18 protein-coding genes are annotated in these 25,741 nt (G+C 60.8%); 8 read left to right on the top strand and 10 right to left on the bottom strand.

Going from position 1 to position 25,741, the window contains the following annotated elements:
* Nucleotides 1–992 precede the first annotated feature (992 nt).
* The 3 genes from R0J92_RS20085 to R0J92_RS20075 form a co-directional block, all read right to left on the bottom strand.
* The gene (locus R0J92_RS20085; protein ID WP_411052911.1) at nucleotides 993–2,744 is read right to left on the bottom strand and encodes a hypothetical protein; all 1,752 of its coding nucleotides are present in this window, start codon (nucleotides 2,742–2,744) and stop codon (nucleotides 993–995) included.
* A gap of 213 nt (nucleotides 2,745–2,957) precedes the next feature.
* Nucleotides 2,958–3,839, bottom strand: a complete 882-nt coding sequence (locus tag R0J92_RS20080; protein WP_411052910.1) for an EamA family transporter — start codon at nucleotides 3,837–3,839, stop codon at nucleotides 2,958–2,960.
* A 133-nt stretch (nucleotides 3,840–3,972) separates the two neighbouring features.
* Nucleotides 3,973–4,926, bottom strand: a complete 954-nt coding sequence (locus R0J92_RS20075) for a dihydrodipicolinate synthase family protein (RefSeq protein ID WP_411052909.1) — start codon at nucleotides 4,924–4,926, stop codon at nucleotides 3,973–3,975.
* A 186-nt stretch (nucleotides 4,927–5,112) separates the two neighbouring features.
* Here R0J92_RS20075 and R0J92_RS20070 point away from each other — a divergent pair, with 186 nt between their 5' ends.
* Both R0J92_RS20070 and R0J92_RS20065 read left to right on the top strand, forming a co-directional pair.
* Nucleotides 5,113–5,907 carry an aspartate dehydrogenase gene (locus R0J92_RS20070; protein WP_411052908.1) on the top strand — a complete coding sequence of 265 codons (795 nt, stop codon included), beginning with the start codon at nucleotides 5,113–5,115 and terminating at the stop codon, nucleotides 5,905–5,907.
* Between the two features lie 19 nt (nucleotides 5,908–5,926).
* Nucleotides 5,927–6,874, top strand: a complete 948-nt coding sequence (locus R0J92_RS20065) for a LysR substrate-binding domain-containing protein (protein ID WP_411052907.1) — start codon at nucleotides 5,927–5,929, stop codon at nucleotides 6,872–6,874.
* Here the strand turns inward: R0J92_RS20065 and R0J92_RS20060 are convergent.
* The 7 genes from R0J92_RS20060 to kynU form a co-directional block, all read right to left on the bottom strand.
* On the bottom strand, nucleotides 6,869–8,128 hold the full coding sequence (locus tag R0J92_RS20060; protein ID WP_411052906.1) for a TRAP transporter large permease: 1,260 nt from the start codon (nucleotides 8,126–8,128) through the stop codon (nucleotides 6,869–6,871). The two genes, R0J92_RS20065 and R0J92_RS20060, sit on opposite strands and share 6 nt — an antisense overlap.
* Nucleotides 8,128–8,661, bottom strand: a complete 534-nt coding sequence (locus R0J92_RS20055) for a TRAP transporter small permease (RefSeq protein ID WP_411052905.1) — start codon at nucleotides 8,659–8,661, stop codon at nucleotides 8,128–8,130. Before R0J92_RS20055 ends, R0J92_RS20060 begins: the two co-directional genes overlap by 1 nt.
* A gap of 94 nt (nucleotides 8,662–8,755) precedes the next feature.
* On the bottom strand, nucleotides 8,756–9,736 hold the full coding sequence (locus R0J92_RS20050; RefSeq protein ID WP_411052904.1) for a TRAP transporter substrate-binding protein: 981 nt from the start codon (nucleotides 9,734–9,736) through the stop codon (nucleotides 8,756–8,758).
* Between the two features lie 143 nt (nucleotides 9,737–9,879).
* A complete protein-coding gene (locus R0J92_RS20045; protein WP_411052903.1) occupies nucleotides 9,880–11,385 on the bottom strand; it encodes a tripartite tricarboxylate transporter permease in 1,506 nt (501 codons plus the stop codon).
* 12 nt (nucleotides 11,386–11,397) lie between these two features.
* Nucleotides 11,398–11,820 carry a tripartite tricarboxylate transporter TctB family protein gene (locus tag R0J92_RS20040; RefSeq protein WP_411052902.1) on the bottom strand — a complete coding sequence of 141 codons (423 nt, stop codon included), beginning with the start codon at nucleotides 11,818–11,820 and terminating at the stop codon, nucleotides 11,398–11,400.
* 61 nt (nucleotides 11,821–11,881) lie between these two features.
* A complete protein-coding gene (locus R0J92_RS20035) occupies nucleotides 11,882–12,829 on the bottom strand; it encodes a tripartite tricarboxylate transporter substrate binding protein (RefSeq protein WP_411052901.1) in 948 nt (315 codons plus the stop codon).
* 189 nt (nucleotides 12,830–13,018) lie between these two features.
* Nucleotides 13,019–14,269, bottom strand: a complete 1,251-nt coding sequence (gene kynU / locus R0J92_RS20030; protein WP_411052900.1) for a kynureninase — start codon at nucleotides 14,267–14,269, stop codon at nucleotides 13,019–13,021.
* A gap of 107 nt (nucleotides 14,270–14,376) precedes the next feature.
* Between kynU and R0J92_RS20025 the strand changes: the two genes are divergently transcribed.
* The 6 genes from R0J92_RS20025 (at nucleotide 14,377) to R0J92_RS20000 (ending at nucleotide 25,682) form a co-directional block, all read left to right on the top strand.
* Nucleotides 14,377–15,087: a GntR family transcriptional regulator gene (locus tag R0J92_RS20025; RefSeq protein ID WP_411052899.1), complete on the top strand. Its 711-nt coding sequence runs from the start codon at nucleotides 14,377–14,379 to the stop codon at nucleotides 15,085–15,087.
* Nucleotides 15,088–15,214: 127 nt separating this feature from the next.
* Entirely contained in the window at nucleotides 15,215–16,645 is a 1,431-nt protein-coding gene (locus tag R0J92_RS20020) for an NAD-dependent succinate-semialdehyde dehydrogenase (protein WP_411052898.1), read from the top strand.
* 45 nt (nucleotides 16,646–16,690) lie between these two features.
* On the top strand, nucleotides 16,691–17,257 hold the full coding sequence (locus R0J92_RS20015) for a 3-hydroxyanthranilate 3,4-dioxygenase (RefSeq protein ID WP_411052897.1): 567 nt from the start codon (nucleotides 16,691–16,693) through the stop codon (nucleotides 17,255–17,257).
* A gap of 520 nt (nucleotides 17,258–17,777) precedes the next feature.
* Nucleotides 17,778–20,123, top strand: coding sequence for a pentapeptide repeat-containing protein (locus R0J92_RS20010; RefSeq protein WP_411052896.1), 2,346 nt, complete (start codon nucleotides 17,778–17,780; stop codon nucleotides 20,121–20,123).
* Nucleotides 20,124–20,155: 32 nt separating this feature from the next.
* Nucleotides 20,156–22,282: a pentapeptide repeat-containing protein gene (locus R0J92_RS20005; RefSeq protein ID WP_411052895.1), complete on the top strand. Its 2,127-nt coding sequence runs from the start codon at nucleotides 20,156–20,158 to the stop codon at nucleotides 22,280–22,282.
* A 79-nt stretch (nucleotides 22,283–22,361) separates the two neighbouring features.
* Nucleotides 22,362–25,682, top strand: coding sequence for a hypothetical protein (locus R0J92_RS20000; protein ID WP_411052894.1), 3,321 nt, complete (start codon nucleotides 22,362–22,364; stop codon nucleotides 25,680–25,682).
* The last annotated feature ends 59 nt before the right edge of the window (nucleotides 25,683–25,741 follow it).

Below are 25,741 nucleotides of genomic sequence, written 5' to 3'. Positions count from 1 at the left end.
CGGCCGAACTGGCCAACAAGTGCAACATACACCCGACGAACATGGCCATCGAGAACGGGGTGGTTCAATTCTGTTTGCCACGCGGTTGGAGCTTTCGTCATCGGGGATCATGATGAGAGCCCTCCCGAGTTGTGTGTTCCAAAGCTGAAACAGATTCAGCACTTAATTGGCGGATCTATGTCAATAGTGCGCGCAATTCCGACGCGCCGCCGCCCTCCACTGACACAAGCGAGGGCAGATGATTATGCCGGTTTGCAGGCCCCAAAATGTCAGGGGTAGTGTGCACCCGCTTGCGCCGCTTTATAGCGCCGGTGCTAAGATAGCCGTGAACAAAGGTTTTCATGTTGTCGATCAGCTTTCAAATGGTTGTTTTCCCGATCCATATGACCTGATTGTGGCGAGCAAGCCGCCGTAAGGAAGGGCATCGCCAGATCTTCAAAGATCGGAGTGAGAGATCTGCCAAGCGGATAGATTTCTAGCTGCAGGCCAGCTCGATGTCGTATAAAATTGAGGCATTGCTCAATCGCATTCGTTGATCTTGAGTTGCGCCACCGACCATTCTCTGAGATTGATGAAATTCGCTTTGGCAGACATTTCGGGCACGCGCCGATAAGGTCTGGGGCCTCAAGGCGCGCATCGGCTCTTTGGTCCATCTTGATCGGGGGGACATCGTACTCTGCGGCGTTCAGATTAACTGAAAGATGGCTGATATCCATCAACTCCATCAGGTCCTTATCACCTGCGCCGCCGCTGGTGCGGTGCTAAACTCATGCCCGGCTTGGAGGCAAGTGGCGTCTCCATCATTCGTCAACGTGAAGATTATGCAGATCACGCTGCGGAGTTCGCCAGGCTCCAGCCGCATAGGCGGAATGTGTCGGCAGGCTCAGCCTCAGCCTTAGTGATCGGTAAGCCTGCCGCTAGAGGAGAGAGCGCGACCTCATGTTGAAAGAGGTGGACGCAGGCGACTGGGGCAGTCGCCCCCCCCCCCGGTATCAGCGTGCACGCGGCGGCCAGGGCGCGTCGGGCAGTCTGGTCAGCGGCTCTCCCAGCAGCGGTGACGTCAGCGCATAGACGCCATTCACGGCAAAGGCCCAGATGATATTGCGGTCATATTCCACGAATACCGCAAAGACCGCATTGTCAAAGGTCCAGTTTGGCACCTCATCTGCGGTAGGAAAGGCGGGCACGTAGTAGCCGGAGATCTCCGGCTTGGTGGGGTCTTCTACGTCAAAAATCTGGATGCCGGCATTGTAGAAGGCATAGACCACCACGCCGTCGCGCCCGCCGCCCGGCTGGTCGATCCCGCCGGAGCGTTTCGGCCCGAAGCTGCCACCGCGCTGGCAGTAGTCCGTGAAACCGGCCTCTGCCGGTGGCTGTGGGCGCGGGAAGGTTGCGGCAACAGCGGGCTTGGTTGGATCGGACACGTCGATGGAGAAGATGTCCTTGTAGGGCTCATAGCAGTTCGAATTCATCGGATAGCCGTTTGAGAATACATGCCCGGTGCGGGCGTACTGGCTGACGTCGACATTGTCGAACTCTGTGCCCGCATAGCTGGGTGCGACCTGCAGGTCGCCCAGCGGTGTGGGGTTGGCCGGGTCGCTGACATCGAAGGTCCAGAAGCCCAGCCCCCCCATGCCACCAAAGCCGACCGTGCCGCCGTCCTCTATCGGGACGGGCAAGGCCAGCGGGTTGCGCGAGCCCATCCAGGAGGTGCGATTGCCTGCCCGCGGATTCTCTAGATAAGCGGCGAGGTCCGCGGCGTTGTCGATGTCCTGTCCCGGTACCGACAGCTGGCTGACGAACACAGGGTCGGCAGGATCGCTCATGTCCCAGATCTGGTAGCCGGGAGAATGCACATAGTCGGGGTATTCCGTCAGCGCAAAGCTATCGTCGGGGGCCGCGGACAGAACCATGTAGCGGCCGCCGGTCCAGGCCGGGGCATCCAGAGATCCAGACCCCTGCTGCGCACCGATGGGCGCGTCCGGGTTGGCACGGTCGGTGGTGCGCTCGGCGATCATCGTCCAATCGTCCGGGGTGGGTCCGTTCATCTCGTAGACCCGAAAGCCCTTCAGCGAGGTGTAGTTGCGCACCAGTGCAACGCCCTCGGGGTCTTCGGATTTGCGGCCCATGACGCCAAAGCGGCCGATCTCATAAGAGGCGACAGCAACGTGCTTTTGCAGCCCTGCGTGCCAGACGATCGTCAACCCGCCAAAATACTCGGTGACAGTCTTGCTGTCGAATTCTTCGCTGGAGCCCTCCGGCCCCCAAACTCCGCCGTCGCTGTAGACCTCGACCGCATTGGCCGGATCTGTGATGTCGAGCACCCGCATGTAGTCGCGGTCATGGGTGTAGAGATAGCGTTTGCCATCCATATCGACGGCATTGGCCCAGGCATGCCAGGGCGAGGTGACCGTGGGGTAGAAAGCCAGCACATCGACGTTTTTCGCATAGGAGTTCTGGTCCCATCCGTCCAGCTGACCGGGGAAATTTGGCGCCCAGGACGACAGCGGCGCGGCTTCTGGCGCAACAAAGGCACCGCCTTCGCCGAGCATGCCATAGTCGCGACCGGGCTCTGGCAGGGCAGGCGGTTTGTGCGGTGTGGCCTCGAACCAGCGCTGGACGATCGGGTCGCGGATGTCGATGATACCGGGTTCTCCGCCGCCGCCACCCGCGGCGTGTGCTGCAGATGCAAGCAGACTCGCGGCGAGGGTCAGAGATACGGGCAGATGGTGAAACTCAGGCATAAAGGCCCCCTGTTTTGACGCTGACGTGAGGCTGCTGCGGTTCCGTCAGCTTGTTGTGGCTGCTCGAAAGCCTACGTCATGCCTGTCCCTGCTCAATTCGCATTCCGGGAAACTGGATAGCCAATAATCGAATAGCTGGGACTGCGGAGTTGTGCTGTGGTCACAGTCAGAAACCGGTCTGTCGGGGGAGTTTCATGCCCAGCCCGCGCGGGGTCAGTTCAGAAGCAGCAGCGCGCTGCCCAGTCCGACCAGCAAAGCCGTGATCAGCCCGTGTGGCGTCGGTTGCAGCCGCTGGCGCAGCAGCAGCGCGGCAAACAGGGCGCTGAACAGCACATCCAGCGCCCCGATTAGCGCCACGCTGGTGACAGAAGTGTGCAGCAGGGCCGCCAGCTGTAGCGTCTGTCCGGCTGAAAGCAGCAGCGCTGTGCCAAGAAATCCGGCGCTGCGGTCGGCCAGCAGATAGTGCAGCCTTGTCCATCTTCTGTCACTGCTGCCGTACAGACATGCCCAACCAAGATAGCAAAGGCAGCCTGCACTTGCGCCGGCGCAGGTCGCCAATAACGGGTCTGGAAGCTGCATCAGTCCCAATTTGCGCAGGCCGTAGGACAGCGCGTAGCTGGCCGCCGACAGCAGCCCCAGCGACAGGCCCGCCAGCGCTCCCACTGGAGCCGCGCTGCCGGAGAAAGCGAACACGCCAGCCAGCACCAGCCCCCCGCCCGCCAGTTCGGCAGGACCGGGCCAGTCGCCGATCAGCAGTATGGCAAGCGGTATGGCAAAGAGCGGGATCAGGCGGCGCAACATGGCGGCACCGACCGGACCCAGGATTTCGGTCGACCGGTACATAAACAATCGCCCCAGAACTGTCGCACAGACACCGGCCACGGCAAACAGGCCAAGCGCCCGCCAGTGGGTGCCATCCGCTGGAAGCACTGGTGCGCTACCAGCCAGCAGCCACAGCGCCCCGGTCAGCAGTGCAGTCACCAGCACCGACAGGAACACCCCGCCATCGCCGCGCCGCTGGTTGCGGCTGCGGGCGATGGTGACGCCGGCCATCCCGTAGCAGGCGGCAGAACACAGGGCAAAGAGCTCTCCCAAAGGGACCTCAGCTGGCTGAAAATCAAGGGGCAGGGGGAATGGTCAGGCCGCGCGGGTGTATGTCCGCGCGGCCTGATCAGTGCAGGGCCGGGAGATCAGGGCAGAAAGGCCGCCGCCCGGCGGGCGCTGCCGTTCAGAGCTTCAGCCCGCAGCCCTCGAACGCCTCGCGGATGGTGGCTTTTTCCGTCTCGGTCAGGTTCAGCATCGGATGGCGCACCGGGCCGCCGACCTGACCCAGCAGCTCCTGCCAGTATTTGCCGAAGGCCTGCGGCTTGTCCGCCGGGCGGCTGCTGGCGATCGCCTCGCGCACGGGGTTCAGGCTGTCGCGCAGGGTGCGGGCCTCGTCGAATTTGCCCTGGAAAGCGAGCTGGGTGTAATCGTGCATGCGCCGGTCATTGCGGGTTTGCAGCTGATAGGGCGGCGAGGAGCATAGATAGAGCTTCCAGTTCAGCTCCTCGATATTGTCCAGCCATTCATCCTCCGAGGCGGTGGAGACATGGATCTTGTCCCCCACCATATGCGACAGGCGCACGTACATCTCGCGCGGGACCGAGTATTTGATGGCGACGATATTGGGCAGCTCGGCGATGCGGGCGCATTCCTCGGGCTGCATCAGGTAGCCGCTGTCAGGGTGACTCCACATGGCGATGCCGATCTTCAGCTGATCGCAGAGCGCCTTGAAATACTGATACAGAACCTCACCCTTGTCCTGCACAAAGCTCAGCACCGGGGCATGCACCACGATGTAGTCCGCACCGCAGTTTTCGGCGTGTTTGGCCAACTCCAGCACGGTGTTGAAGTTCTGGTCTGACACCGACATGATGGTGCCCGCCTTGCTGCCGCATTCGTCGACCGCGATTTCAAAGTTGCGCTTGCGCTCCTCCAGGCTCATCGAGAAGAACTCGCCCTGTTTGCCGGCGATAAACAGGCCCTGGATGGCCAGGTCGTCGATCCAGTGGCGGATGTTGCTGCGCAGCCCGACCTCATTCAGGCTCAGATCCGCGTTGAACGGGTTGAGGGCTGCGGCCCAGATCCCCTGCATATGTTCGCGGGCATAATCCTTGGCTTCGTGTCTTGAGTATTTCATGCGCCGATCCTTGTTCGCTGAATGGCCGGGCGCGCGCCGCGCGGGGCCATCATTGGGTCAGTGCGGAGCATCCCGATCAGCCGAGCAGAAAACAAATCCAAAGAAGTGATCCTGGTATAACCAGAATTAGCATCAGGCCATCCTGAACTGCAGTTATCACAGTGGCAAATGCAAGGGGACTGCGGAATGAAAATTGCTCTCATCGGGTTTGGCGCCATGGCGCAGTATGTTGTGGACCAGTTGGCAGGCAGCCAGACAGACATTGCTGCGGTCATTGTGCCGGAGAATCAAATCGTGCCGCGGCGCGGCGAGTTCGGCACCCAGTTCAACTTTGTAACCGACGCCGCAGACGCCGGGGAGGGCATCGATCTTTTCGTGGATTGCGCGGGCCATGGCGCGCTGCTGCAGCACGGGGTGAAGATCCTTCGGGCGGGGCATGATCTGCTGACGGTGTCGATCGGGGCGCTGGCGGATGCGGCGCTGTTGCAGGAGCTGGACCGGGCCGCAGAGGAGGGCGGCGGCAGTATCCGTCTGGTCTCCGGTGCGATTGGCGCGCTGGATGCGCTGCGCGCGGGCCGGATCGGAACGCTGCAAGCGGTACGTTACATCGGCCGCAAGCCGCCGCAGGGCTGGGTCGGCTCTCCGGCCGAGGCAGTGCTGGACCTTGGCGCGCTGACCGGTGCGGCGCAGGTGCATTTCCGCGGCACCGCCCGCGAGGCCGCGCTGCAGTACCCCAAGAACGCCAATGTCGCCGCGGCGGTGGCCCTGGCAGGCATCGGTTTTGACGACACGCAGGTAGAGCTGCTGGCGGACCCCGGCATCAGCCGCAACATCCACGAGATCGAGGCGGAGGGTGATTTCGGCTCTTTCCGTTTTTCCATCGAGGGCAACCCGCTGCCGTTGAACCCGCGCACCTCTTCGCTTGCTGCTATGAGCGTGATAGCAAGCATCAATCAATATGCCGAGCGCATGAAATTCTGAAACGCTAGGAAGATGCCACATGGTCAGCCGCCACACCCGGATCGTTGAAAAGGTACAGACCCGGCTGAAGTTCCGGCAGCTGCGGCTGCTGGTTGCGGTGGGGCAGCATCAGAACATTCAGGGCGCGGCGCGGGAGCTGAATGTCTCGCAGCCGGCGGCCACCAAGATGATCAAGGACCTGGAGCTGGACTTTGAAGTCCAGCTTTTTGACCGCACCAACCGCGGCGTGATCCCCACCGCCTATGGAGAGGCCTTGATCCGGCAGGGGCAGCTGATCCTGGCGCAGGTGTCAAACGCGGCGCAGGAGCTGGATGATCTGAACGACGGCAGCAGTGGCCGGGTGGTGATCGGCTCGCTGCTGGCGGCCTCTTCAGGGCTGCTGCCGCAAGCGATCGACCAGCTGATGCACGAGCGGCCGCATGTGGCGGTGAAGGTGGTTGAAGGCACCAATGATGCGCTGATGCCCGCTCTGCGACGCGGCGCGATCGACATGGTGGTTGGGCGGCTGCCTACCCATCGCCACCGCGACGAGATCGCGCAGAGCAAGCTGTTCGATGAAACTATCGTGGCGGTGACCGGCCCGGATCATCCGCTGGCGGGCCAAAGTGGGCTGAGTTTCGAGGATCTCAAGCCCTTCGGTTGGATTTTGCCCCCGCCGGAAACCAGTCTGCGGCGGCAGGTCGACATGTTTTTTGGCGGTCAGGGCATGTATGCGCCTGCGTCTTATGTGGACTCGGTCTCCTTTCTGATCAATCGCAGCTTGCTGCAGCGGCGTCCGCTAATCTGCCTGATGCCACGCCATGTGCCGGAGCAGGACATCGCCTGGGGTAGCCTGGCCAGGCTGGACTGGCAGGTGCCCTTTGGTGCCGGACCAGTCGGGATTTCACTGAACGCCAAGGCGCGGCTGTCGCCGGCCGCCGAGGCGCTGATCGGCTATCTGCAGCAGGCCGCTGCCGAGCAGTCATAGCAGCGCCGTGGACAGCAGCGGCCAGTAGCTGAGCGCAACGAGAACCACCGCCACCGACAGCAGGAACGGCCACAGCGCGGACAGGATCTCGCCCACCCGTATGCCGGTCATCGACGAGGTGATGAACAGCCCCACGCCGACGGGCGGCGTCAGCAGCCCCAGCACCAGGTTCAGGCACATCACCACGCCGAATTGGAACGGGTCGATATCATAGGACCCGGTGGCGATCGGCAGCAGGATCGGGGTGATCAAGATCACCGCCGCGATGCCGTCGATCAGCATCCCCACCAAGAGCAGCAGCGCGTTGACGATCAGCAGGAACAGGAACGGGTCGCTGGTGATCGCAGTGATCGATGCGGCCAGCTTCTGCGGCAGCGCCTCGTAGACCACTACCCAGCCGAACACATTGGCCCCCGCGATCATGAAGACCACCATGCCAGAGTTGATGGCTGTGCGGCGGAACAGGCGGAAGAGCCGCGGCAAAGTCAGCCGCTGGCCGGAGAACCAGGCCATGGTAAAGGCCACCAGCGAGGCGACGGCAGCAGATTCAGTGGGCGTGGCGATGCCGAACAGAATGCCGCCGATGATGGTTACCGGGATCAGGCTGGCGGGCAGGCATCCCAGAAGCGCCTGAGCAGCTTCTGATCGCGACATCCATTGCCCCTGCGGGAAGCCCTGTGCGACCCCGATGAGGGTGATGACAATAACAAAGGCGCCAAACAGCAATAGCCCCGGCAGGATACCAGCGATGAACATATCGCCGATGGGCAGCTGTGCCAGCACGCCGTAGATGACGAACATCATCGAAGGTGGCACCACCGGCGCCAGCAGGCCACCCGCAGCGGTGGTCGCAGCGGCAAAACCGGGACGGTAGCCTTCCTGCTTCATCTCGGGCACCATGGCGCGGCTCATCACTGCGATCTGGCTGGCGGCAGAACCGATGATCGCCGCCATGAACATGTTGGCCAGAAGGTTGATATAGGCAAGACCCCCACGGAAACCGCCGACAAATACCCGCGCCGCCTGAACCAGCCGCCGGGTCATGCCGCCCTCATTCATCAGCTCGCCGGTCATCATGAACAGCGGGATCGCCAGCAGGCCGTAGTTTTCAAGCCCGGAAAACAGCTGCTGGGCGAAACTGTCGAACAGCACCGCGTTGCCGCTGGCCTGCACATAGGTGATTGCAGTCAGGATCAGCACAAAGGCGACAGGCACTGCGCAGAACATGCAAAGAAAGAAAACGGCGATTGTCATCAGGATGTGCCCTTGCGGTCGGTTGCGGTGGTGAGATTGCTGAGGCTGTGCAGGATCAAGCCGAAGGCAAACACCCACATGATGGACCAGACCCAGACCTTGCGCAGGCCCAGCGTGTTGGTGGGCTCAGAGTAGATGAAGTTGAAGGTGGCGCCCTGAAAGGTCTCGACGTCAAAGCCCGCGCGCGCAAATTCCAGCGGCAGGAACCAGCGCCAGCAGAACCAGGCTGTCAGCAGCGCCAGCGCAAAAATCACCGCGTCGACGAGGCGTGAAAGGACCCGCGCGGCATCCTGCGGCAGGGCGTCGGTGGCGATGGTGACGGCGACCGCGTCCTTGTGGTGGACCGCCGCCGAGGCCGCCAGCAGCGTCATCCAGATCATGGCATAGACCGCAAGCTCATCGACCCAGTAGAGCGCAAAGCCAATGCTGCGGGTCAGCACGTTCAGCAGGATCAGCGCGGTGATCGCGGCGGCGAGGGCGGCGGCACAGGCCAGTTCCGCCCGCGCCCACCGCCGGGAAAAAGTCTGAAGCATCAGGGTGAAACCATGGGTTGGGTGAGGAATATCAGGGCAGGGGCGAAGGCGCACGGGGCATCCGCCCCTGCCGTAACGGCGGGGCGGTGCACGGTCAGCGGGTCGCCTCAGCCGCGGCGCGGATGGCGGGCAGCGAAGGCGATTTGGCGGCCCATTTGCTGTCCCATTCGGCGATGACATCCGCAAAGAACTCTGGCCCGGCCTTGGTCATCGTCAGGTCCAGCGCCTTCAGCTTGTCCAGCCACTCCGGTTCCTTGGTGGCGTAGGTGTCGATGGTGCTGTCCAGATGCTTGGCCATCAGCTCTGCGATCATCGCGCGGTCTTCTTCGCCCAAGTCCTTCCAGACGCGGGCCGAGACCAGCCCGACCACCGGGAACATCATGTGATCGCTTTGCACGATGGTTTTGGCGTGCTCATGGTACTTCAGTACCCAGATCAGTTCTGCGTCCATGTCGATGGCGTCGACCTGACCATTGGCCAGCGCATCATAGACGCTGGGCAGTGGCATCGGGGTTGGCGCCGCACCGAGCTCTTCGTAAAAGTCAAAAATCGGCGCAAATGGCGTGATCCGCAGCTTCAGCCCGCTGAGGTCTTCGGCGCTGGTCACCTCCTCGCGCGAGACGATCTGGCGCAGACCCGCCATGCCGAGGCCGAGCCCGACAACACCGGCCTTTGCCGGCAGCGGCTTCAGCATTTCGCGAGCGGTGTCGGAGCGCAGTATGCGGCCGGCATGGTCGATGTCGGTGGCGAGGTAGGGGGCATAGAAGGCGCCCAGATCCGGCACGCGGTTGGACACTTCTGCCACGGTCAGGAACGCCATGTCCAACGCGCCGGTCTGCAGCTGCTGCATCATCTGCGCTTCGTTGCCCAGTTGGCGTGCGGGGAACACCTGTACGCTGTGGGCACCGTCCGAGGCGTTGTTGAGATCGGCGGCAAAGGCCTCTGCCGCCTTGGTCCAGATGTGCGGTGGCGGGGTCAACAGGCCCAGCCGGAACTCCGCCGCCTGTGCGCCGAGGGCAAAGCAGCAGGCCGTTGCCGCCGCTGCTGCGGTCTTGAGTGACTTCAGATATGCCATGTGTGGTCTCCCTTTTGCGAGCTTGGCCCAGCATGGGGAAGCAGCTGATAGTTCAGCAACTTGGAACACGGCAATCTGATATTAATTTATGATATACCAAGAGGGGCGCTGGGCGGTATGCCAGCGCCCCTTTGGGGCGGCGCTCAGTCGGGCAGCGCGCGGCGATGCCGATTGCGGCTGAAAAGGGCGATGAAGGCCAGGTTCACCACCAGAAGGGCCAGCGCCACGGGGTAGTTCGCCAGCTCCTGCAGCGATCCGCCGGTGAGGCTGTAGCTTTGTGACAAGGTGGTTTCGAACCGGCTGCCCAGAAAGAAAGCGATGATGAACACGATCACCGAGATTCCCAGCGCACTTAGCAACAGTCCCAACAACGTGCAGGCCAGCATGGTATAAAGACCGAACATGCCGCCCGCGCCCAGGTAGACGCCGGTGATGCACAGCAGCAATGCGATGGTAAAGATTACCAGTTCCGGCGCTTTGACCACCGTGGCCCACAGCCGCATGCCAGCCTGACCGACCCAAAAGTTCATGAAGTTGGCCGCGATCATCGCCCCGAACAGTCCGTAAATCAGCTCTGCCTGCTGGTCGAACAACAGTGGCCCCGGCTGGATGCCATGGATCTTGAAGGCGCCGATCAGCAGGGCGGCGCCGACGCTTCCGGGAATGCCCAGCGTTAGCAGCGGTATCAGATTGGCGCCGACTACGGCGGAGTTCGCCGATTCCGCCGCCGCAATGCCCTGGATGTTGCCCTTGCCGAAGCTTTCGGGATCCTTGGCGCTTGCGCGAGTGGCGGCATAGGCGATGAAGGCCGCCGCGGTGGAGCCGATGCCGGGCAGTGCCCCCAGCACGGTGCCGATCGAGGCACCGCGTAGCATCGCAAAGCGGCAGGACCAGTACTCGCGCCAGCTGATGCGGCGGTCGGCGGCAGGCTGGTCTGCCGGGATCTCGATAGCGGGGCGCGACAGACCGCTGCCCTGTGCAAGGCGGCGCAGCACTTCCGGCAGTACGAGGATACCAAGGGCGATGGCTTCCAGCGGAATGCCGTCATAAAGCTCGGTCTGGCCAAATATCAGTCGCGGCGTGGCGTATTCGGGATCCAGCCCGATGGTGGCAAGCAGCAGCCCGAGGAACAGCGCAACACCGCCGCGGGCGATTGTGCCGCCGACGAGGCAGACGATCACGGTAAAGGCAAAGAGCAGCAGGAACAGGATCTCCACCGGTCCCAGTTTCAGCGCCACGATGGCCAGCGGCGCGGAGACGGTAATCAGGATGATATCGCTGGCGGTGTCGCCAGTGACGGAGGAATAGAGCGCCATGCGCATCGCCTTCATCGGCTTGCCTTGCCGTGCCAGCGGAAAGCCGTCGAATGCGGTTGCCGCAGCATCGGGCGTGCCGGGGGTGTTGATCAGCACCGCAGGCACTGCGCCGCCAACCAACCCGCCCTTGCCGATGCCGACAAGGAAGGAAATCCCCACGAGCGGGTCCATGACAAAGGTGAAAGGAATGGCAATGGCAATCGCCATGACCGGCCCAATGCCGGGAACCGCCCCGACAAACTGGCCGATCACCACTCCGGCCAGTACATAAAGCAGCACCACCGGGGTGAATGTCCCCGCCAGCCCTGCCAGAATTACATCAAACGGCACCATCGCACCCCCTCCTCAGGGCAAGAGACGTCCCAGCAGGACTTCGAAAACGGTCCAGATCAGCACTGGCCCGCCAAGACCGCCCAGGGCCAGCCACAGCGGCCGGCGCTCGCCGACCAGCCACAAGAGCACCAGCGCCAGCACCGGAGCGGCGAGCAGAAAACCGAAGTGCTGCATCGCCAGCACCCCGACCAGTGCGAGCAGGAAAAAACCGGCAGTCTTTGCCCCCTGGCGCAGGTCCAGCGCGGTTGCTTCCGCGCGCTGGCAAGCCAGCGCAACGCCGAACAGGCCGATCATCGCGGCATAGAACATGGGCAGAACCTCGGGCGGGATCGAGCCATCGGGGTAGACGGATTCAGTTTGCGCCGGGATGACGCCCCAGATCATCGCCACGGCAAAAATGACAAAGAAGACACCCGTTAGGCGGTGCAGCGTCATGGTTTTCTCCTGTCGCAAAACCCCGCGGCGCGAGTTGCAGCCGCGAGGTCGGGTCTGGGATTTACTGGTCAAACAGGGCACCGACGGGTGCCAGCGAGTCGTGCATCATTTGTCGGGTGCCCTCAGCTCCGAGGTTGAGCGCAGGGGCGCTGACCGCGTTCTGCACGACCGTCTGCACCGCGTCATCTGCCACGGCCTTGTCCATGGCATCAGCCAGCGCGGTTTTCACCTCAGCGGGCAGGCCGCCGGGGGCCGCGATATAGAAATAGGGCGCAATGAAGAAATCATGACCGGATTCGATCAGCGTCGGCACATCGGGCGCCGAGCTGAGCCGCTTGTCCGACAGGCTGGCGATGGTCTTCATCTGGCCCTCTTCGACGAAGGGCAGATGGGCGCCGGTGCCAAAGGCGGCATCAACCTGGCCGCCCAGCAGCAGCTTGTTCATTTCCGCGCCACTCTCGGCCTTGACCATGCGGAAGCTAACGCCTTCCTGCTGGCCGATCTTCTGCAGGATTGCCTTTGCGTCCGGCGCGTCCCAAGCGATTTTGGCCGAGCCTTCCGTACGGGCAAATTCCACCAGTTCCCCGATCGAGGAGAACGCCGCCTCACTGCCCGCGATCAGTGCGGTCTCCGCCACGGTGACGGTGCCGATGTAGTCAAAGCTGTCCAGCGTAAAGGGCACCGAGTCGGGACGCTGACTGAGCGCCATCAGTGGCGGGATGTTGACCGCCATGCCCAGGACCAGCCTGTCGGGATCTTCCGCAACCAGGGCGCTGAGCATCGCGACGCCGCCGCCGCCGGGGCGGTTTTCCACCACCACATCCCAGCCGGTCTGGCGCTCAATGGTGGCGGCCAGTACGCGGCCCATAGTGTCCGTCTCGCCGCCGGCTCCAAAACCGATGCGCAGCAGGATGGGCTCTTCCGGCGTCCAGGCGGCAGCCGTCTGGGGCAGGCTGAGCGTGGCGGCAGCCGCAAAGACAGCGGTCTTCAGCAGGGTGTTGAGTTTCATTGGGTCCTCCCGTTGGGTTTGAAAATTATTGGCCTCTGCGCGCTCTTGGTGGCTAAGGGGCACCCTTCTGCATTCTTGGGGTGCAGCTTCAGGCGCAGGGCAGGGGGCATCACGGGAGACGCCGCCAAGGCGGTTGGTCCCGTTATGTCAAGGTATGGGGAAATGCCGCGCGCTGGGCGCGGCAACCGGTCAGGTCACCGTGTTGACGACGTTGAAGCGGTCCTCTTTCCACTCCTCGGTCTTCATCACCTCGTAGAGGTGGTTGGCGGCGTCCCAGGCATCGGCAAACCGCAGGTACAGTGGCGTGAAGCCAAAGCGCATCACGTTGGGCTGGCGGAAGTCGCCGATCACGCCACGCGCAATCAGCGCCTGCACGATGGCATAGCCGCCCTCGGTGTGGGTCAGTGAGACCTGGCCATTGCGCAGCGTGCCGTCCTTGGGGCTGTAAAAGCCAATGCCGAAGTCTTCGGCAAAGCTCTCGACCAGCTGGATGAACAGGTCCGACAGCGCCCGACCCTTGGCATAGAGGTCGACGACCTCGACATCGTCAAAGACCGCCAGCCCAGACTGCAGCGCGCGCATCGACAGGGTGTGCTGGGTGCCGCACAGCAGCGCTCGGGCGCCCTCGCCCTGGCGGTAGCTCTGCTCGAACTTGAAGGGGGCAGCATGGCCGTGCCAGCCTGAGAGCGGCTGGGTGAATTTGCCGTGGTGGCGCTTGGCTGCATAGGCATAGGCAGGCGAACCCGGCCCGCCGTTGAGGTATTTGTAGGTGCAGCCGACGGCGAAATCGACGTTCAGGTCGTGTAGATCAACCGGGATCACCCCGGCAGAATGGCACATATCCACCATTACCAGCGCGCCGCGCTCATGCGCGAGCTTGGTCAGCGCCTTCACATCGCGGATCACGCCAGAGCGGTAGTCCACGTGGTTCAGCATCACCACCGCGGTGTCGGCGTCGATCATATCCTCGATCCGGTCGCCGTCGCGGCCTTCCAGCGCTAGGGTGGCGCCCTCCAGTGTCGATTGAACACCTTCCGCCATGTAGAGATTGGTCGGAAATGAGCTGCCCTCTGCCACGATCTTGCGACGGCCGGGCTGCATCGAAAGTGCAGCGTGCAGGGTCTTGTAGATATTGAGCGAGGTGGTGTCGCAGACCACGATCTCGCCCTCGCCGGCACCCAGCAGCCGGGCGAGGCGATTGCCCAGCGTGTCGGTCAGCATGAACCAGCCGGCGGTGTTGTGGCTGCGGATCAGCCCCTTGGCCCATTCTTCGCGCATGGTGCGGTCGATGCTGTCGAATACCGCTTTGGGTGCCGGACCCAGCGAGTTGCCGTCCAGATATATGGTGCCTTCCTCGACGAAAAACTCGTCACGCTTGTGCGCCAGCGGGTCCTGACTGTCCAAAGCCTCGGCGGTGCTGCGGGTGGGGGTAAGGGCCATTGGCTTTCCTTCTCGGGCTGGGTGTGCAACTGATAAAACCAATATGCACACTTCAATCGTATATGATTTGATTTATCGTATACGATTATATTTCTGAAGGTCAATCAATGGATTTACCCGCGTCGTCAAAATCGGAAATGGCCTATCAATTCCTGCTCAAGCAGTTGATTGAGGCGAAAATTCCACCCGAGGCGCCGCTGCGGATCCCGGCGCTGGGCAAAGAAAGCGGCCTGGGCGTGACGCCGATGCGCGAGGCGCTGCGGCGGTTGGAGAGCGAGCGATTCGTGGTGATGGAGAACAACCGCGGCTTCCGCGCTGCGGCGGTGACCCAGGCAGAACTCATGGATCTGGAAGGCTGTCGCCTGGTGATCGAAACCGCGCTGCTGCGCGAGGCGATTGCGCATGGCGACGACGCTTGGGAGGCGGCGATCCTGTCCAGCCACCACCTGCTGGCCAAAGCGACCGAACCGGCGGAGACCAGCGATCTGGATGAGCTGTGGGTGTGGTCGGACCGTCACCGGGGCTTTCACAGGGCGTTGCTGGCGGCGTCGCGCTCGCAGTGGCTGAACCTGTTTTACGCGCAGATTTCCAACCATCTTGACCGGCATTTTTTCAGCATGTTCACGGGGGACAACCGCGACAAGTTTCTGGGCAGCCCGGAGTTGATCGCCCATAGTCGCGCCGCCCTTGGCATTGCCCACCACACCAAGCTCATGGAGGCTGTTCTGGCACGCGACGAGGAGCAGGCGGTGCGTCTGCTGGAAGAACACGCGGGCTTTACACGTCGCTTCTTTGACCGGGTAGAGGATCAGTCCTAGCGCATCTCTTGGGCGAGTCTGCGGTCTGGCTATCAGCAAACGGCATATCAGCTTTCCCGGATATCAGTTGAACGCGTGTGCCGGGCCTGCGCCTAATCGGGCCGTTCAATGCAGGAGGCGCAGGCATATGTATCCCGATCTCAACCTCTTTATCGATGGCCATTGGCGCAAGGCGGAGCGCAGCATCGCTGTCGTCAACCCGGCAACCGAAGAAGAATTGGGGCAGCTGCCCTGCGCCGGGCGCGCGGATCTGCAGGATGCACTGGCGGCGGCGGAAAAAGGGCTGGCCATCTGGAGCCACACCGCGCCGCGGGATCGCGCCGATATCATCCTGCGCGCCGCCGCGCTGATGCGCGAGCGGCAAGAGGAGATCGCCCTGACCATCACTGCCGAGCATGGCAAGCCGTTGGCGCAGGCCCGGCTGGAAGTGATCCGCGGTGCCGAGTTCTTTGAATGGGACGCGGGCGAGGCAATGCGCGCCTATGGCCGTGTCATCCCGGCGGCAGCGGGCTCCAAGCTATCGGTTCATCATCATCCGATCGGGGTGGTGGCGGCGTTCTCGCCCTGGAACTTCCCTATGAGCCAACCCGCTCGCAAGGTCGCAGGGGCACTGGCATCGGGCTGTTCGATCATCCTGAAGGCGGCCGAGGAAACGCCCGGTGGCGCGGTGCATATCGTGCGCGCATTCGAGGATGCGGGTCTGCCAGCCGGAGTGCTGAACCTGGTGTTCGGGGTGCCTGCGGAGATCTCCGAATTTCTGATCCCGCAGCCAGCGGTAAAGCTGGTGGCGCTGACGGGCTCCACCGCGGTGGGGCGCCAGCTGACGGCGCTGGCGGCGTGCCATGACACCCGCGCGCTGATGGAGCTGGGCGGCCACGCACCGGTCATCATCTGCGAGGACACCGATGTGGAAAAGGCCGCGCTTAGTGGCGCGATCCGCAAGATGCGCAACACCGGCCAGGTTTGCACCTCGCCAACACGGTTCTTTGTGCATCACAGTATCTTTGAGGAATTCAAGACCCGCTTCACCAAACGCGCCGCCGCCACCGTTGTGGGCAACGGTATGGAACCGGGCGTCGAGATGGGGCCGACCGCCAACGAACGCCGTATCCCGGTTCTGACGGCGCTGGTGGAGGATGCTGTCGCCAAGGGTGCTGAGCTCCTGACCGGCGGCGCGCGGCTGGGAGACCGCGGGTATTTCTTCCAGCCGACGGTGCTGGCCAACGTGCCGCCTGAGGCACAGATCATGCAGGAAGAACCCTTTGGCCCGATTGCTGTGCTGAACCCGGTGGCGGATCTGGATGCGGCCATCACTGCCGCCAACGCGGTGCCTTATGGGCTGGCAGGCTATGGCATGACCAACCGCGCCGATTACATCGACCGGATGATTGACGAGGTCGAGGTCGGCAACCTGTCTATCAACACGCTGGAGGCCTCGCTGCCGGAAACTCCCTTTGGCGGGGTCAAGGCCAGCGGCCAGGGCCGCGAAGGCGGCGCCGAGGGCCTGGACAGCTATCTGACAGTCAAGAACGTCTGGCATTCCCGGTCCATAACCTGACGCACCGCACGCAAGGCAACAGTTACAGTCCCAAGGAGGTCACAAATGTCCAACCACCCCACGCTGAAGCCCTTCAATTTCCAGAAATGGCTGGCGGATAACGCCGACAAACTGAAGCCGCCGGTTGGCAACCAGCTGCTGCACAAGGACGGCGACGGCATGATCGTCATGGTGGTCGGCGGCCCCAACACCCGTTGCGATTTTCATGACGACCCGGTGGAGGAATGGTTCTTTCAGCAGAAGGGCGACATGATGATCAAGATCGCCGACGGCGGGAAAATCTATGATGTTCCGGTGCGCGAGGGCGAGGTGTTCATGCTGCCGCCGCATGTACGCCACGCACCGCAGCGCCCACAGGAGGGCTCTATCGGCGTCGTCGTTGAAGCGCCGCGCCAGCCCGGAATGACCGAGGGCTTCGAGTGGTTCTGCTTCAACTGCGAGGCGCTCGTCCACCGCGAGGAGGTCACGTTGGAAGGGACCGACGGCATCGTCTCGGCGCTGCCCAAGATCTACGAGTCATTCCACGCCGATCTCGACGCGCGTACCTGCAAATCGTGCGGCGAGGTTCACCCCGGCAAGGGTAAACCCCCGGAGGGCTGGGTACAGCTCTGAATTCACTGCAAAAAGACAGTCAGACAGCGCGTTCCGCACCGGGGCGCGCTGTCTTTACTGTGCTGAGCGTATGCGAAGCTTAGCGGAGCAGAGGCCGAGCGGTTGAGCGCACTGTAGGCCGAGACTGCCAGGCTCAATAACTGAAGGGATCGGCACAGGCTGCCGTGGGGCGTTTAGCTGACACCTGCGGTCTTAACAGGGGAGCCTATCGCTTTCCTGAGGGGTTTGATGGTATCGCTCGAACACCTGCCTTCAATCGTCGAAGCAGCCTGGCTGAGCCGGACCGAGAGCAGGATAGCAGCAATAATCTATGGTTAAAAACAACGCAGCTGTCAGGTTGGCGATTGTCGGAAAATATATACTATCATAGGGTGTAATAAAAGATTTTCATCAGCGTTTGGATGTGCCGCAGGATCAGTTCACGCAGTTTGTGTTTGAATCGTTTTGTGCGTTGATCGTGAAGTGGAGATTCTGAGTAATTTCGATTTACTTGCGTGCCGAAACGCATTGGGGGGATTGAATGCATTTGGATTTTTTGAAATTTCGTTCAGATGCATTTTTTGCCACAGTTTCTATATCTTTGATCCTCGTGCATCATTCTGCAGAGGCTGCCACCAGCTATTGCGAAGATACCGCGACGTATTGCGCGTCTGTGCCTGACTGCAATAATACCGGTGGCGGTGTCGATTTCAGTGGTCAAACTATTCAGAATGTTAATTTCGGCAATAAAGGGACGGGCTATCTGCTCGGTGCGGACTTCCGCGATACGACGCTGATCGGCGTGAACTTTGGCAATCAGGATCTCTCTCGCGCCACCTTCAAAGGTGCCGTGTTCAAGGCGAATAGTGACGGTTTACGAACAGACCTAAGCAACACATCCCTCAAAGGTACGTGTTTTACCGGCGCGGATCTATCGGGCGCAGATCTACAGTTCGCGAATTTTGAGGGCACCGATTTCACCTGCGCGGACGCCACAAATGCGAAGTTCGGTCCCATGGTCAGCGCGGCTCGTGATCAGTCCGCGCGTATCACGTTTGCCTATGCAAAACTGGGTATTGCAGAGGATGCGAACAGCTTTCTATTCCCTCTCAACAATATGACACCAAACCCAAGCTTTTGGAGAAACACCGCTTTTGAATGCACAAAGCTCATTGGTCTTGCACCATCGAACTTTGAACCCGCGGGCCACGATATGTCCGAAGCGGTGCTCCGGGGTATGGTACTTGATGGTTTCAGTTTTTATGACACCAAAAGCAAGACAGCCTCCACCCTGGACGGCGCAGACCTGACCGGAAGCAGCCTGCGCAACGCAGACCTGAGCCTCGTCAAGATGGACGGCGTCACCATGGTCGGGACGGATGCGAGCGGAGGGAACTTCACCGAAGCCTCGTTCTATGCCAAGACCTCATCAAATTTAAAACTGGCCAAGTTTAATAATGCAAATTTGGACAATGCGGTATTCGATCATAGTACCCTGCAAACCGCGCAGTTTCACAATGCTATCGGCGCAAATACATCATTCAAAAATGCGAATTTTCAACCGGATGCCAGCAACAAGGGCGCTTCGATCATCGGCGCAAGCTTTATCAAGGCGGATTTTGAAAGCGCGGCCCTGAATAACGTTAGTTTTTCCAACAATACCAATTTAAGTGGCGCAAGCTTTCGTAACACGACAATGAGCGGGACCAGTTTTGCCTTTGCGGACCTGACCTCTGCGGTGTTCGACGGGGCCAGCTTGCAGGACGTGAACTTTACCAATGCAGCCTTGAATACCGCTTCATTTGCGTCAACCAACCTAACGGCTACCAAAACCGGTGATGGAGTTGATTTCCTGTGTTCTCAGCTTGGCGGCGCCACTTTCAGCAGTTCGGTTTTATCGAAGGCCAATTTTCAGGCGGCAGTCGTGCCCCCGGACAGCCAGTGCTGTTCGCAGGCGGATGAGACCTATTTCTGCGGATATGACAGGGACGGTATCCCCTACGGCCACACTGTGCTGCCGACCGTACCGGCCTCCGCCTCGGTCACCTGTCCGAACGGCGATACGCTCTCCTGTACCGGTTCAGACTGGATTGTGCCGAACTGGACTTCGAACCTGTGTAACCCCAATGGCCGTTCGGAGGTTCTGTGGAGCAAGCCAACTTGCGGTGAGCAGCCGAAGGTCGTGACGATCCCGGATGCGAACCTCAAGAAATGCTTGCAAGACGTGATCTACAATGGCGCCAATCGGCCCATCACAGTTTCGGCGGCCAAAGCGCTGCAAAACCTCAGCTGTGGCGAACGAGAGATCAGCGATCTGGCAGGTCTTGACAAGCAGAACTTCCCAAACCTCGTGACGCTTGATTTGACCGGAAATCGCTTGGCAGGATCCGGAGATTTCACAGATTTTTCGGATCAGCTTGAAGAAGTCAAGCTGGGCTATAATGGCTACACGAGCCTCACGTTTTCAAATTCGCAAACGGAACTGAATTACCTGGCCGCGTCCAACAATCAGCTGACGGCGATCACGGTCTCGCCCAACAGTTACCTCACTTATCTGGATCTGTCCCACAACCAATTGGGTGGTACTGTAGACTTTTTCACCTCCCGGGAAAACAATCTCTCTTTCCTCGACCTGTCCTACAACAGCATCACCAGCATCGGACAGACGGATCTTCTGACCGATGCGAATACGATTTATTTGCAGTCTAACCGTCTGACGACAATTGGGTCCGTCTCGTCCCTTTGGAATGACGGAAGTGGAAGTCTTTTTTATCTGAAGTTGAATGAGAATGCCTGTTTCCAATGCGGCACCCTGGGGGTGAAGAAAAGTGTTTCCGATCAATTCGGATGCTCTTGCGACCCGAGTACTTGTGGCAATTGCGATTAACGTAATTCTCTAATCTGAAAAGGGAAAATCATATGCATCTTCTTTGTTTCGGGCGCAGTCATGCGATGAACGGTCTGACGTTCAGTGTCGCCATGGCCTCGTTAGGATCGGCGGCTTGGGCGCAGACTGACTACTCCGGCCAGACACTTACGGATAGGAACTTTCTGGGTCAGGACCTCAGCGGCGCCGATTTCACCGGCGCGACCCTGGAAGGTGTGGTTTTCGACCAAGCCAACCTGACGGGAGCAACGTTTGACAATAGCACAATCAGCGCGAGTGACCTCGGCGCGACCAGCTTTGACTTGGCTGATTTGACGAATGCCAATTTCACCGACGCCAATCTAACCACCGTCGTGTCGTTTCAGTATGCGGTTGTGACTGGCACGAATTTCAGCGGGATTGACAAATCGAAGGCGGATTTCGGCCCGACCCTTGATTACGATGTGTCTGCGTCTGGCCCGATCTTCAACAACGTACGAATGGATTGCGAGTTTCCCTGGCTGTTTCAATACCTCAAGCTGCAGAACGCAGACCTGCCGGATTGCGAGAACCTAGGGGCAGAGGTTGATCCGACAGAGCTGGAGGGACTTTCGCCTCTGGCGCCTGAGGCGACCAACACGCCGGTAGGCGACCAAGCCCGCGGAGCAGATAATTCCGCCTTTTCCTCACCGCTTGTGCGAGCGCGTCTTGCAGAGGGTCGGATTGGCTCCGCTTCGACTGCCGACAGCTCGGTGTATGTCTCGCCGCAGGGCACGGACAGTGCGACATGCGGCTCAACCTACTCCAACGCCTGTGAGACCGTAAGCGAGGGGATCACCCGATGTGCGGCATCGGGGGGAAGCTGTGATGTGTTGATTGATTATGGCAAATACACGCCCAGCTCATCTCTCGTATTGGCCAATAACGTCAGTCTCGTCGGCGGGTATGTTCAGGGGCAGCCGTCGTCGTCTTATCAGTCGACCATTCTCGCACCAACAGGTGGCGCTCCGGCCATTTCGGGAGGCTCGGGAGTGACCTCGGGCCTTGCCAATCTCATTGTGATCGGCACGCCATCAACCAACGCAGACGATGCGTCAGTGGCGATGCAGTTCACTAGCATGACGGGCCTCACCATGACTAATGTGAACGTGCAGGCCGGCACAGGGACCGACGCGGCGCACCAGTCAGATGCCGCGAAGGGGACGGATGGTGCGGACGGATCTGGCGTAACCCCCGGTGCCAATAAATGTACGGCATCCGATGCGAAGGGCGGGGCTGGCGCGCCGGGCTATGCGCTCAAGACCAGTTGCAGCGGCAACTGGGCGTCGGGCTGTAGTTACCACTGTTCGCAAGACGGCAGCGGCAACTGGGGCGTCAACGGCTCCTACGGTCAAGCGGGGGGCGGTGCAGCCCAGGGTAATCAGACGAAAGCCTGCTATTTTGGCGGCTCGCATGGAACGGCTCCCGCCGGTGGCGATGGTGTTGCAGGTGCGAGCGCTGCGCAGCAGGCCGCCGCCTCGAGCAATCGGATCGGGTCCTTTGATGCCTCGACAGGTGCATGGTCACCTTCAACCAGTGCCACTGGGGAGCGCGGTCTTGACGGCGGCGGTGGCGGTGGGGGCGAAGCCTCAAGCCCCAACATTTCCGAGCATTGCAAGTTTCTCAGTTCCTGCGGCGTTGGCAGCGGACGCGGTGGCATAGGCGGCGGCGGCGGCTCAGGTGGATGCGGTGCCGGGGGCGGCGCAGGAGGCCTGATGGGAGGCGGAACATTTGCCATCGTGTTGATCAACACGGACCTGACTGTGCCCTCTGCGAACACTCAGGCGGTGACACCCAGCCTGAAGGTGACCGGCGCACAGGGCGGTAGTGGCGGCAATGGCGGCGCAGGTGCCGCGGGCGGCAAAGGCGGCGATGGCGGCAAAGGGGCGAGTGATGCTGCCAATGGTGGCCCGGGCGGCTCGGGTGGCGCTGGCGGCGCGTCAGCTGGCGGCGCCGGTGGGAATGGCGGCCCCTCGGTCGGCATCGTGCTGGTGGGGACGTCCAAATATACCCAGGCGCCGACTTCGATCTACCCTGGCGCTTCTGGCGCTGCGGGCACAGGCGGCGGGGGCTCTGGCTCCACCCCAGATGGCAAGCCTGGCCAAAGCGGGCTGGCCCAAGCCACCTACCAGGCGAATTGAACCCCTTCGGCCCGGAGCTCTCCTGAGTTCCGGGCCGATACTCATTGGTTGAAGAAACCTATTTTGGCGGAGACGGAACATGGCCACCACTGAGCATCAACACCACGTCATCCACGCAGACCTGTCCCACGCTCATGCAGGCGAGGACCATTGGCTGCACGCCGCGGGCCGCAGCTACGAGCTTGTGCCGCATGATGATGCGAGCCGGGCCGAGGCCCGCAAAGCCGCTCCGCATCTGCTCAGCGTGGACGATCACAAGTTGTCTCACTTCACATCCGAGCCCGTGATGCTGCCGCGGAATCAGGTCGTGCGCGTCCATATCAAACACTCACTGAACACATTTGACGTGGCCGACGACGCCAGCCATGGGTCCACGCATTCCGGTATTGTGCAACCGCCCGCAGGTGGTGATCCGGAGGCGCCGGTTCACCACCATATCAATTGGACATCTACCGCCGCTGCTCTGATCTTCCATCACCCTGATCTCATCACCCATGACCCGGATGTGGCCGCCATCGTCATGGCCTTCATGACGGATCAGCAGAACTCGAAACGGATTGTGGGCATGGTCAGCGACCTTGCCACTGCTATGTCCCACGCTGGCCCGCCAACGCCGGAAGGGGTAACGCCCGAGGGCTGGGCCGTGCTCAAGCCGATGAAGGTGACGACCTCCAACGGAACGTCCACGCATTATCAGCAGGTTCCGACACAAACGATCATAGATGCGGCCGGTGACGTCATGACCGCCATGATGATCGCGACGAAAAACGACCCCAAACTCAAGGGTAAGAAGTGGCAGCAGCAGACCGGCGACAGTGTGCAAAGCGGCTCAGGCGGGGCTGGCGCCAATCTGAGCGACACGGTGCAGCCGGCGGCGCAGGAACTGATGACCTTGCGGGCGGGCGGCTCTGGCGACAACTGGCGCGCAGCGCTGACCATCAGCGGGGAACAGCACGGGCTGCAAACCAGTCTCTCGATCAAGGATGCGAGCACGCGCACCATCAACGTCAAGATGGACAACACCTTCATCCGCTACTTGGGCGCTTACATCGCGTTTTATGATGCTGATGACAATCTGATCGACATCAGCGACTGGGACTTTGACTGTGGCATCCCGGGCATCAGCGCCTTTGAAAACAAAAATTACCGCTGTCTCGGTTTGATCTCAGCGGTCAATAATTTCATGGCGATCCCGATCACCGCCGACCCCGGCCAGCTGAACTATGGTGACGGGGTGGATATCACCTTTCCTTCGGCCCAGGCCACCTCGGCCAAGATCTTTGGTGTGGGCCTAGGCACGGGCGACATCCCCTATGGTAACGCGATCGTGCCAGGCGGGGTCATGACCGGTTTTGTGAACCTTGCAATTCCGGCATTTCTGATGGGATTTGCCGTGGCCGCGCAGAGCTATAAGCCACTTTACAAGATCATGGAGGATAAAAAGGTCATCGCAGCCGCAGTTGCCGCAGGCGCGGGTTTTTTTGGTGTGCAATTCGGCACCTCAGCGGCGCATCACAAAATGAACTGGACGGCGCTGACGTCGCTCTGTTCGATTCTCTTCAATCAGGGGCTGACCAAGGCGCTCGCCTGGTGTGAGGCGACCATCGTCGAGGGTGAAATCGAGGACGAAATCCCCTTCTCAGGGTGGCTCGTTGTGGCGCTCAATATCGCGACAGGTGTTGCACAGCTGGCTGAAACGATCGTCGAGGTGGCCACCTCGCCCTGGTTCATCACCAATACGGTTACGGAACAGATCACCTCAACCATCACGGTCCATCCCGACCCACGCCATCAGGCCTGGCCGCAAGGGCAGGCGGGCACCAAGAGCCGCTGTGAAGCGAAGATGATATTTAAAAACCAAGGTCGCCCAACGGTTTCCCAGGTCTTCGACATTCCGGAAAATTTCACTGATGCCCAGATACAGTTTGCCTTTGACGGCAACACGTTGGGCGGTGAGGTCAAAATCGAGGCGGATTTCTACATCGACAATTGGTTGGCTGGCAAAGCCCAATCGGGCTGGTTGAAGAACGAAGAAGACATAACCGCAGACATGACGCTCTATCTTGTGCAGTTGCCGATCCCAATCACTGCAAGCTCAACCTTCAAACACAGCGCCATTCTGACTTATGAGAATGAAGCATATAGCTGGAATGACACCGCGACCGCGCCTGTCTCCACCCTGGCCGACCTGTCGACGTCTTCGAACGCAAACGAGATCTCCGAATGCGTCGCCCTAGCGCTATCGCAGCGCTATGCGGTTCTGGGTCAGTCCTTCAAGGCGGCGGGCACTGGCCTCGCACCCGCAACAGGCGGGGGCTTTGACACGCAGCTTTTTGCTTTCCAAAGCCAAAATATACCCGGCCGCCCTATGTCTGATGTGAAATGGATGACGGCAGGGTTCACCTATCAATCTGAGCTGATCTACGATCCGTTTCCGCCAAAATTCCTGATGAAGGACGGCCAGTGGGTGCTGGAGAACGACCGGCCGGTGCCTGACCCTGAGGATGTCGATCTGGGCTGCTATTACGTGGACCCGCGACTGCAGGACGTGTCGCTGGACGAGGGGGGCGGCTTTCATCTGCGCAAGGTTGATGTGTCTGGCACCAGCGATTTTGCCCCCGGCACGCTGCCGGATCCAAACCTGCTGTCACATGGCCGCTTTCCGTTTTTCCCGGATCATACGGCCATGCATCCCTCTGGCCATCTTATCGCCGTCAACCAACAGGCCGCCAAGGTGATGATCTTGAACATTGACCAAGCGGGCAAGTCCGATGTGGATATGCCCGTGGCCAACACCAATGCAGGCAAGGCGCTGATCGCTGATCGCGAGGGGTTCCTGTTCCGTCCGGTGGCGTTGGGCTGTTCATATGACGGCACGCTATTGATCCTTGACCAGGTGTTTAGTCAGGAGACCTCAGAAAGCCGCGTGCAGGCCTTTGATCTGTTGGGGCGCCCGGTTCCGTGCTTCCTGGATGACAAGGGGGAGGCCACATCCATTCTGCCAATTCCAAATGATGGAGAGGTGTATCTGGACATGTGCGTCGTCGGCAACAAGTCTATGACCTACATTTTCATCCTCTACTACACCGGCAACGGTAAATCGCCTACGGACTACAATGTGGCGATTTATGGGTTTGGAGAGAAGGCGAAAATCTCCGAGATGACACCCATAGTGACAACCAACAAGGTTCCCGCCGCGCGCATCGCGGTCGATATGTGGCACACGCTCTATACCCTGAATTATCAGATGGTGGCCGATACGGCAGGCAAGGCATCAGGGCCAGTCACGTCGCATGCCGGACCTGCTGGCCGTACAGTGTTGTCTATCAGCGAATGGCTCCTGCCGGTTCCGGGCCAGACGGCTCTGTTGCACAAATCACATGAGGGATTCATCACGTGAATCCAGGGTGGTAGCTGGGATGCATGAGCAGACCAAGACCTACAGGACCAGGAACTGGT

Source organism: Tritonibacter sp. SIMBA_163, assembly GCF_046535935.1.
GTDB lineage: Bacteria > Pseudomonadota > Alphaproteobacteria > Rhodobacterales > Rhodobacteraceae > Epibacterium > Epibacterium scottomollicae.
Note: the sequence above shows the minus strand (reverse complement) of the source record. Positions and strands in the feature narration are given on the sequence as shown.

Bases quoted from the DNA above. Each gene is read 5' to 3' on its own strand.
- kynU (WP_411052900.1), bottom strand. From the start codon at position 14,269: ATGGCCCTTACCCCCACCCGCAGCACCGCCGAGGCTTTGGACAGTCAG.
- R0J92_RS20020 (WP_411052898.1), top strand. From the start codon at position 15,215: ATGTATCCCGATCTCAACCTCTTTATCGATGGCCATTGGCGCAAGGCG.
- R0J92_RS20060 (WP_411052906.1), bottom strand. From the start codon at position 8,128: ATGACAATCGCCGTTTTCTTTCTTTGCATGTTCTGCGCAGTGCCTGTC.
- R0J92_RS20010 (WP_411052896.1), top strand. From the start codon at position 17,778: ATGCATTTGGATTTTTTGAAATTTCGTTCAGATGCATTTTTTGCCACA.
- R0J92_RS20065 (WP_411052907.1), top strand. From the start codon at position 5,927: ATGGTCAGCCGCCACACCCGGATCGTTGAAAAGGTACAGACCCGGCTG.
- R0J92_RS20040 (WP_411052902.1), bottom strand. From the start codon at position 11,820: ATGACGCTGCACCGCCTAACGGGTGTCTTCTTTGTCATTTTTGCCGTG.
- R0J92_RS20050 (WP_411052904.1), bottom strand. From the start codon at position 9,736: ATGGCATATCTGAAGTCACTCAAGACCGCAGCAGCGGCGGCAACGGCC.
- R0J92_RS20015 (WP_411052897.1), top strand. From the start codon at position 16,691: ATGTCCAACCACCCCACGCTGAAGCCCTTCAATTTCCAGAAATGGCTG.
- R0J92_RS20045 (WP_411052903.1), bottom strand. From the start codon at position 11,385: ATGGTGCCGTTTGATGTAATTCTGGCAGGGCTGGCGGGGACATTCACC.
- R0J92_RS20055 (WP_411052905.1), bottom strand. From the start codon at position 8,661: ATGCTTCAGACTTTTTCCCGGCGGTGGGCGCGGGCGGAACTGGCCTGT.
- R0J92_RS20035 (WP_411052901.1), bottom strand. From the start codon at position 12,829: ATGAAACTCAACACCCTGCTGAAGACCGCTGTCTTTGCGGCTGCCGCC.
- R0J92_RS20075 (WP_411052909.1), bottom strand. From the start codon at position 4,926: ATGAAATACTCAAGACACGAAGCCAAGGATTATGCCCGCGAACATATG.
- R0J92_RS20025 (WP_411052899.1), top strand. From the start codon at position 14,377: ATGGATTTACCCGCGTCGTCAAAATCGGAAATGGCCTATCAATTCCTG.
- R0J92_RS20000 (WP_411052894.1), top strand. From the start codon at position 22,362: ATGGCCACCACTGAGCATCAACACCACGTCATCCACGCAGACCTGTCC.
- R0J92_RS20005 (WP_411052895.1), top strand. From the start codon at position 20,156: ATGCATCTTCTTTGTTTCGGGCGCAGTCATGCGATGAACGGTCTGACG.
- R0J92_RS20085 (WP_411052911.1), bottom strand. From the start codon at position 2,744: ATGCCTGAGTTTCACCATCTGCCCGTATCTCTGACCCTCGCCGCGAGT.
- R0J92_RS20070 (WP_411052908.1), top strand. From the start codon at position 5,113: ATGAAAATTGCTCTCATCGGGTTTGGCGCCATGGCGCAGTATGTTGTG.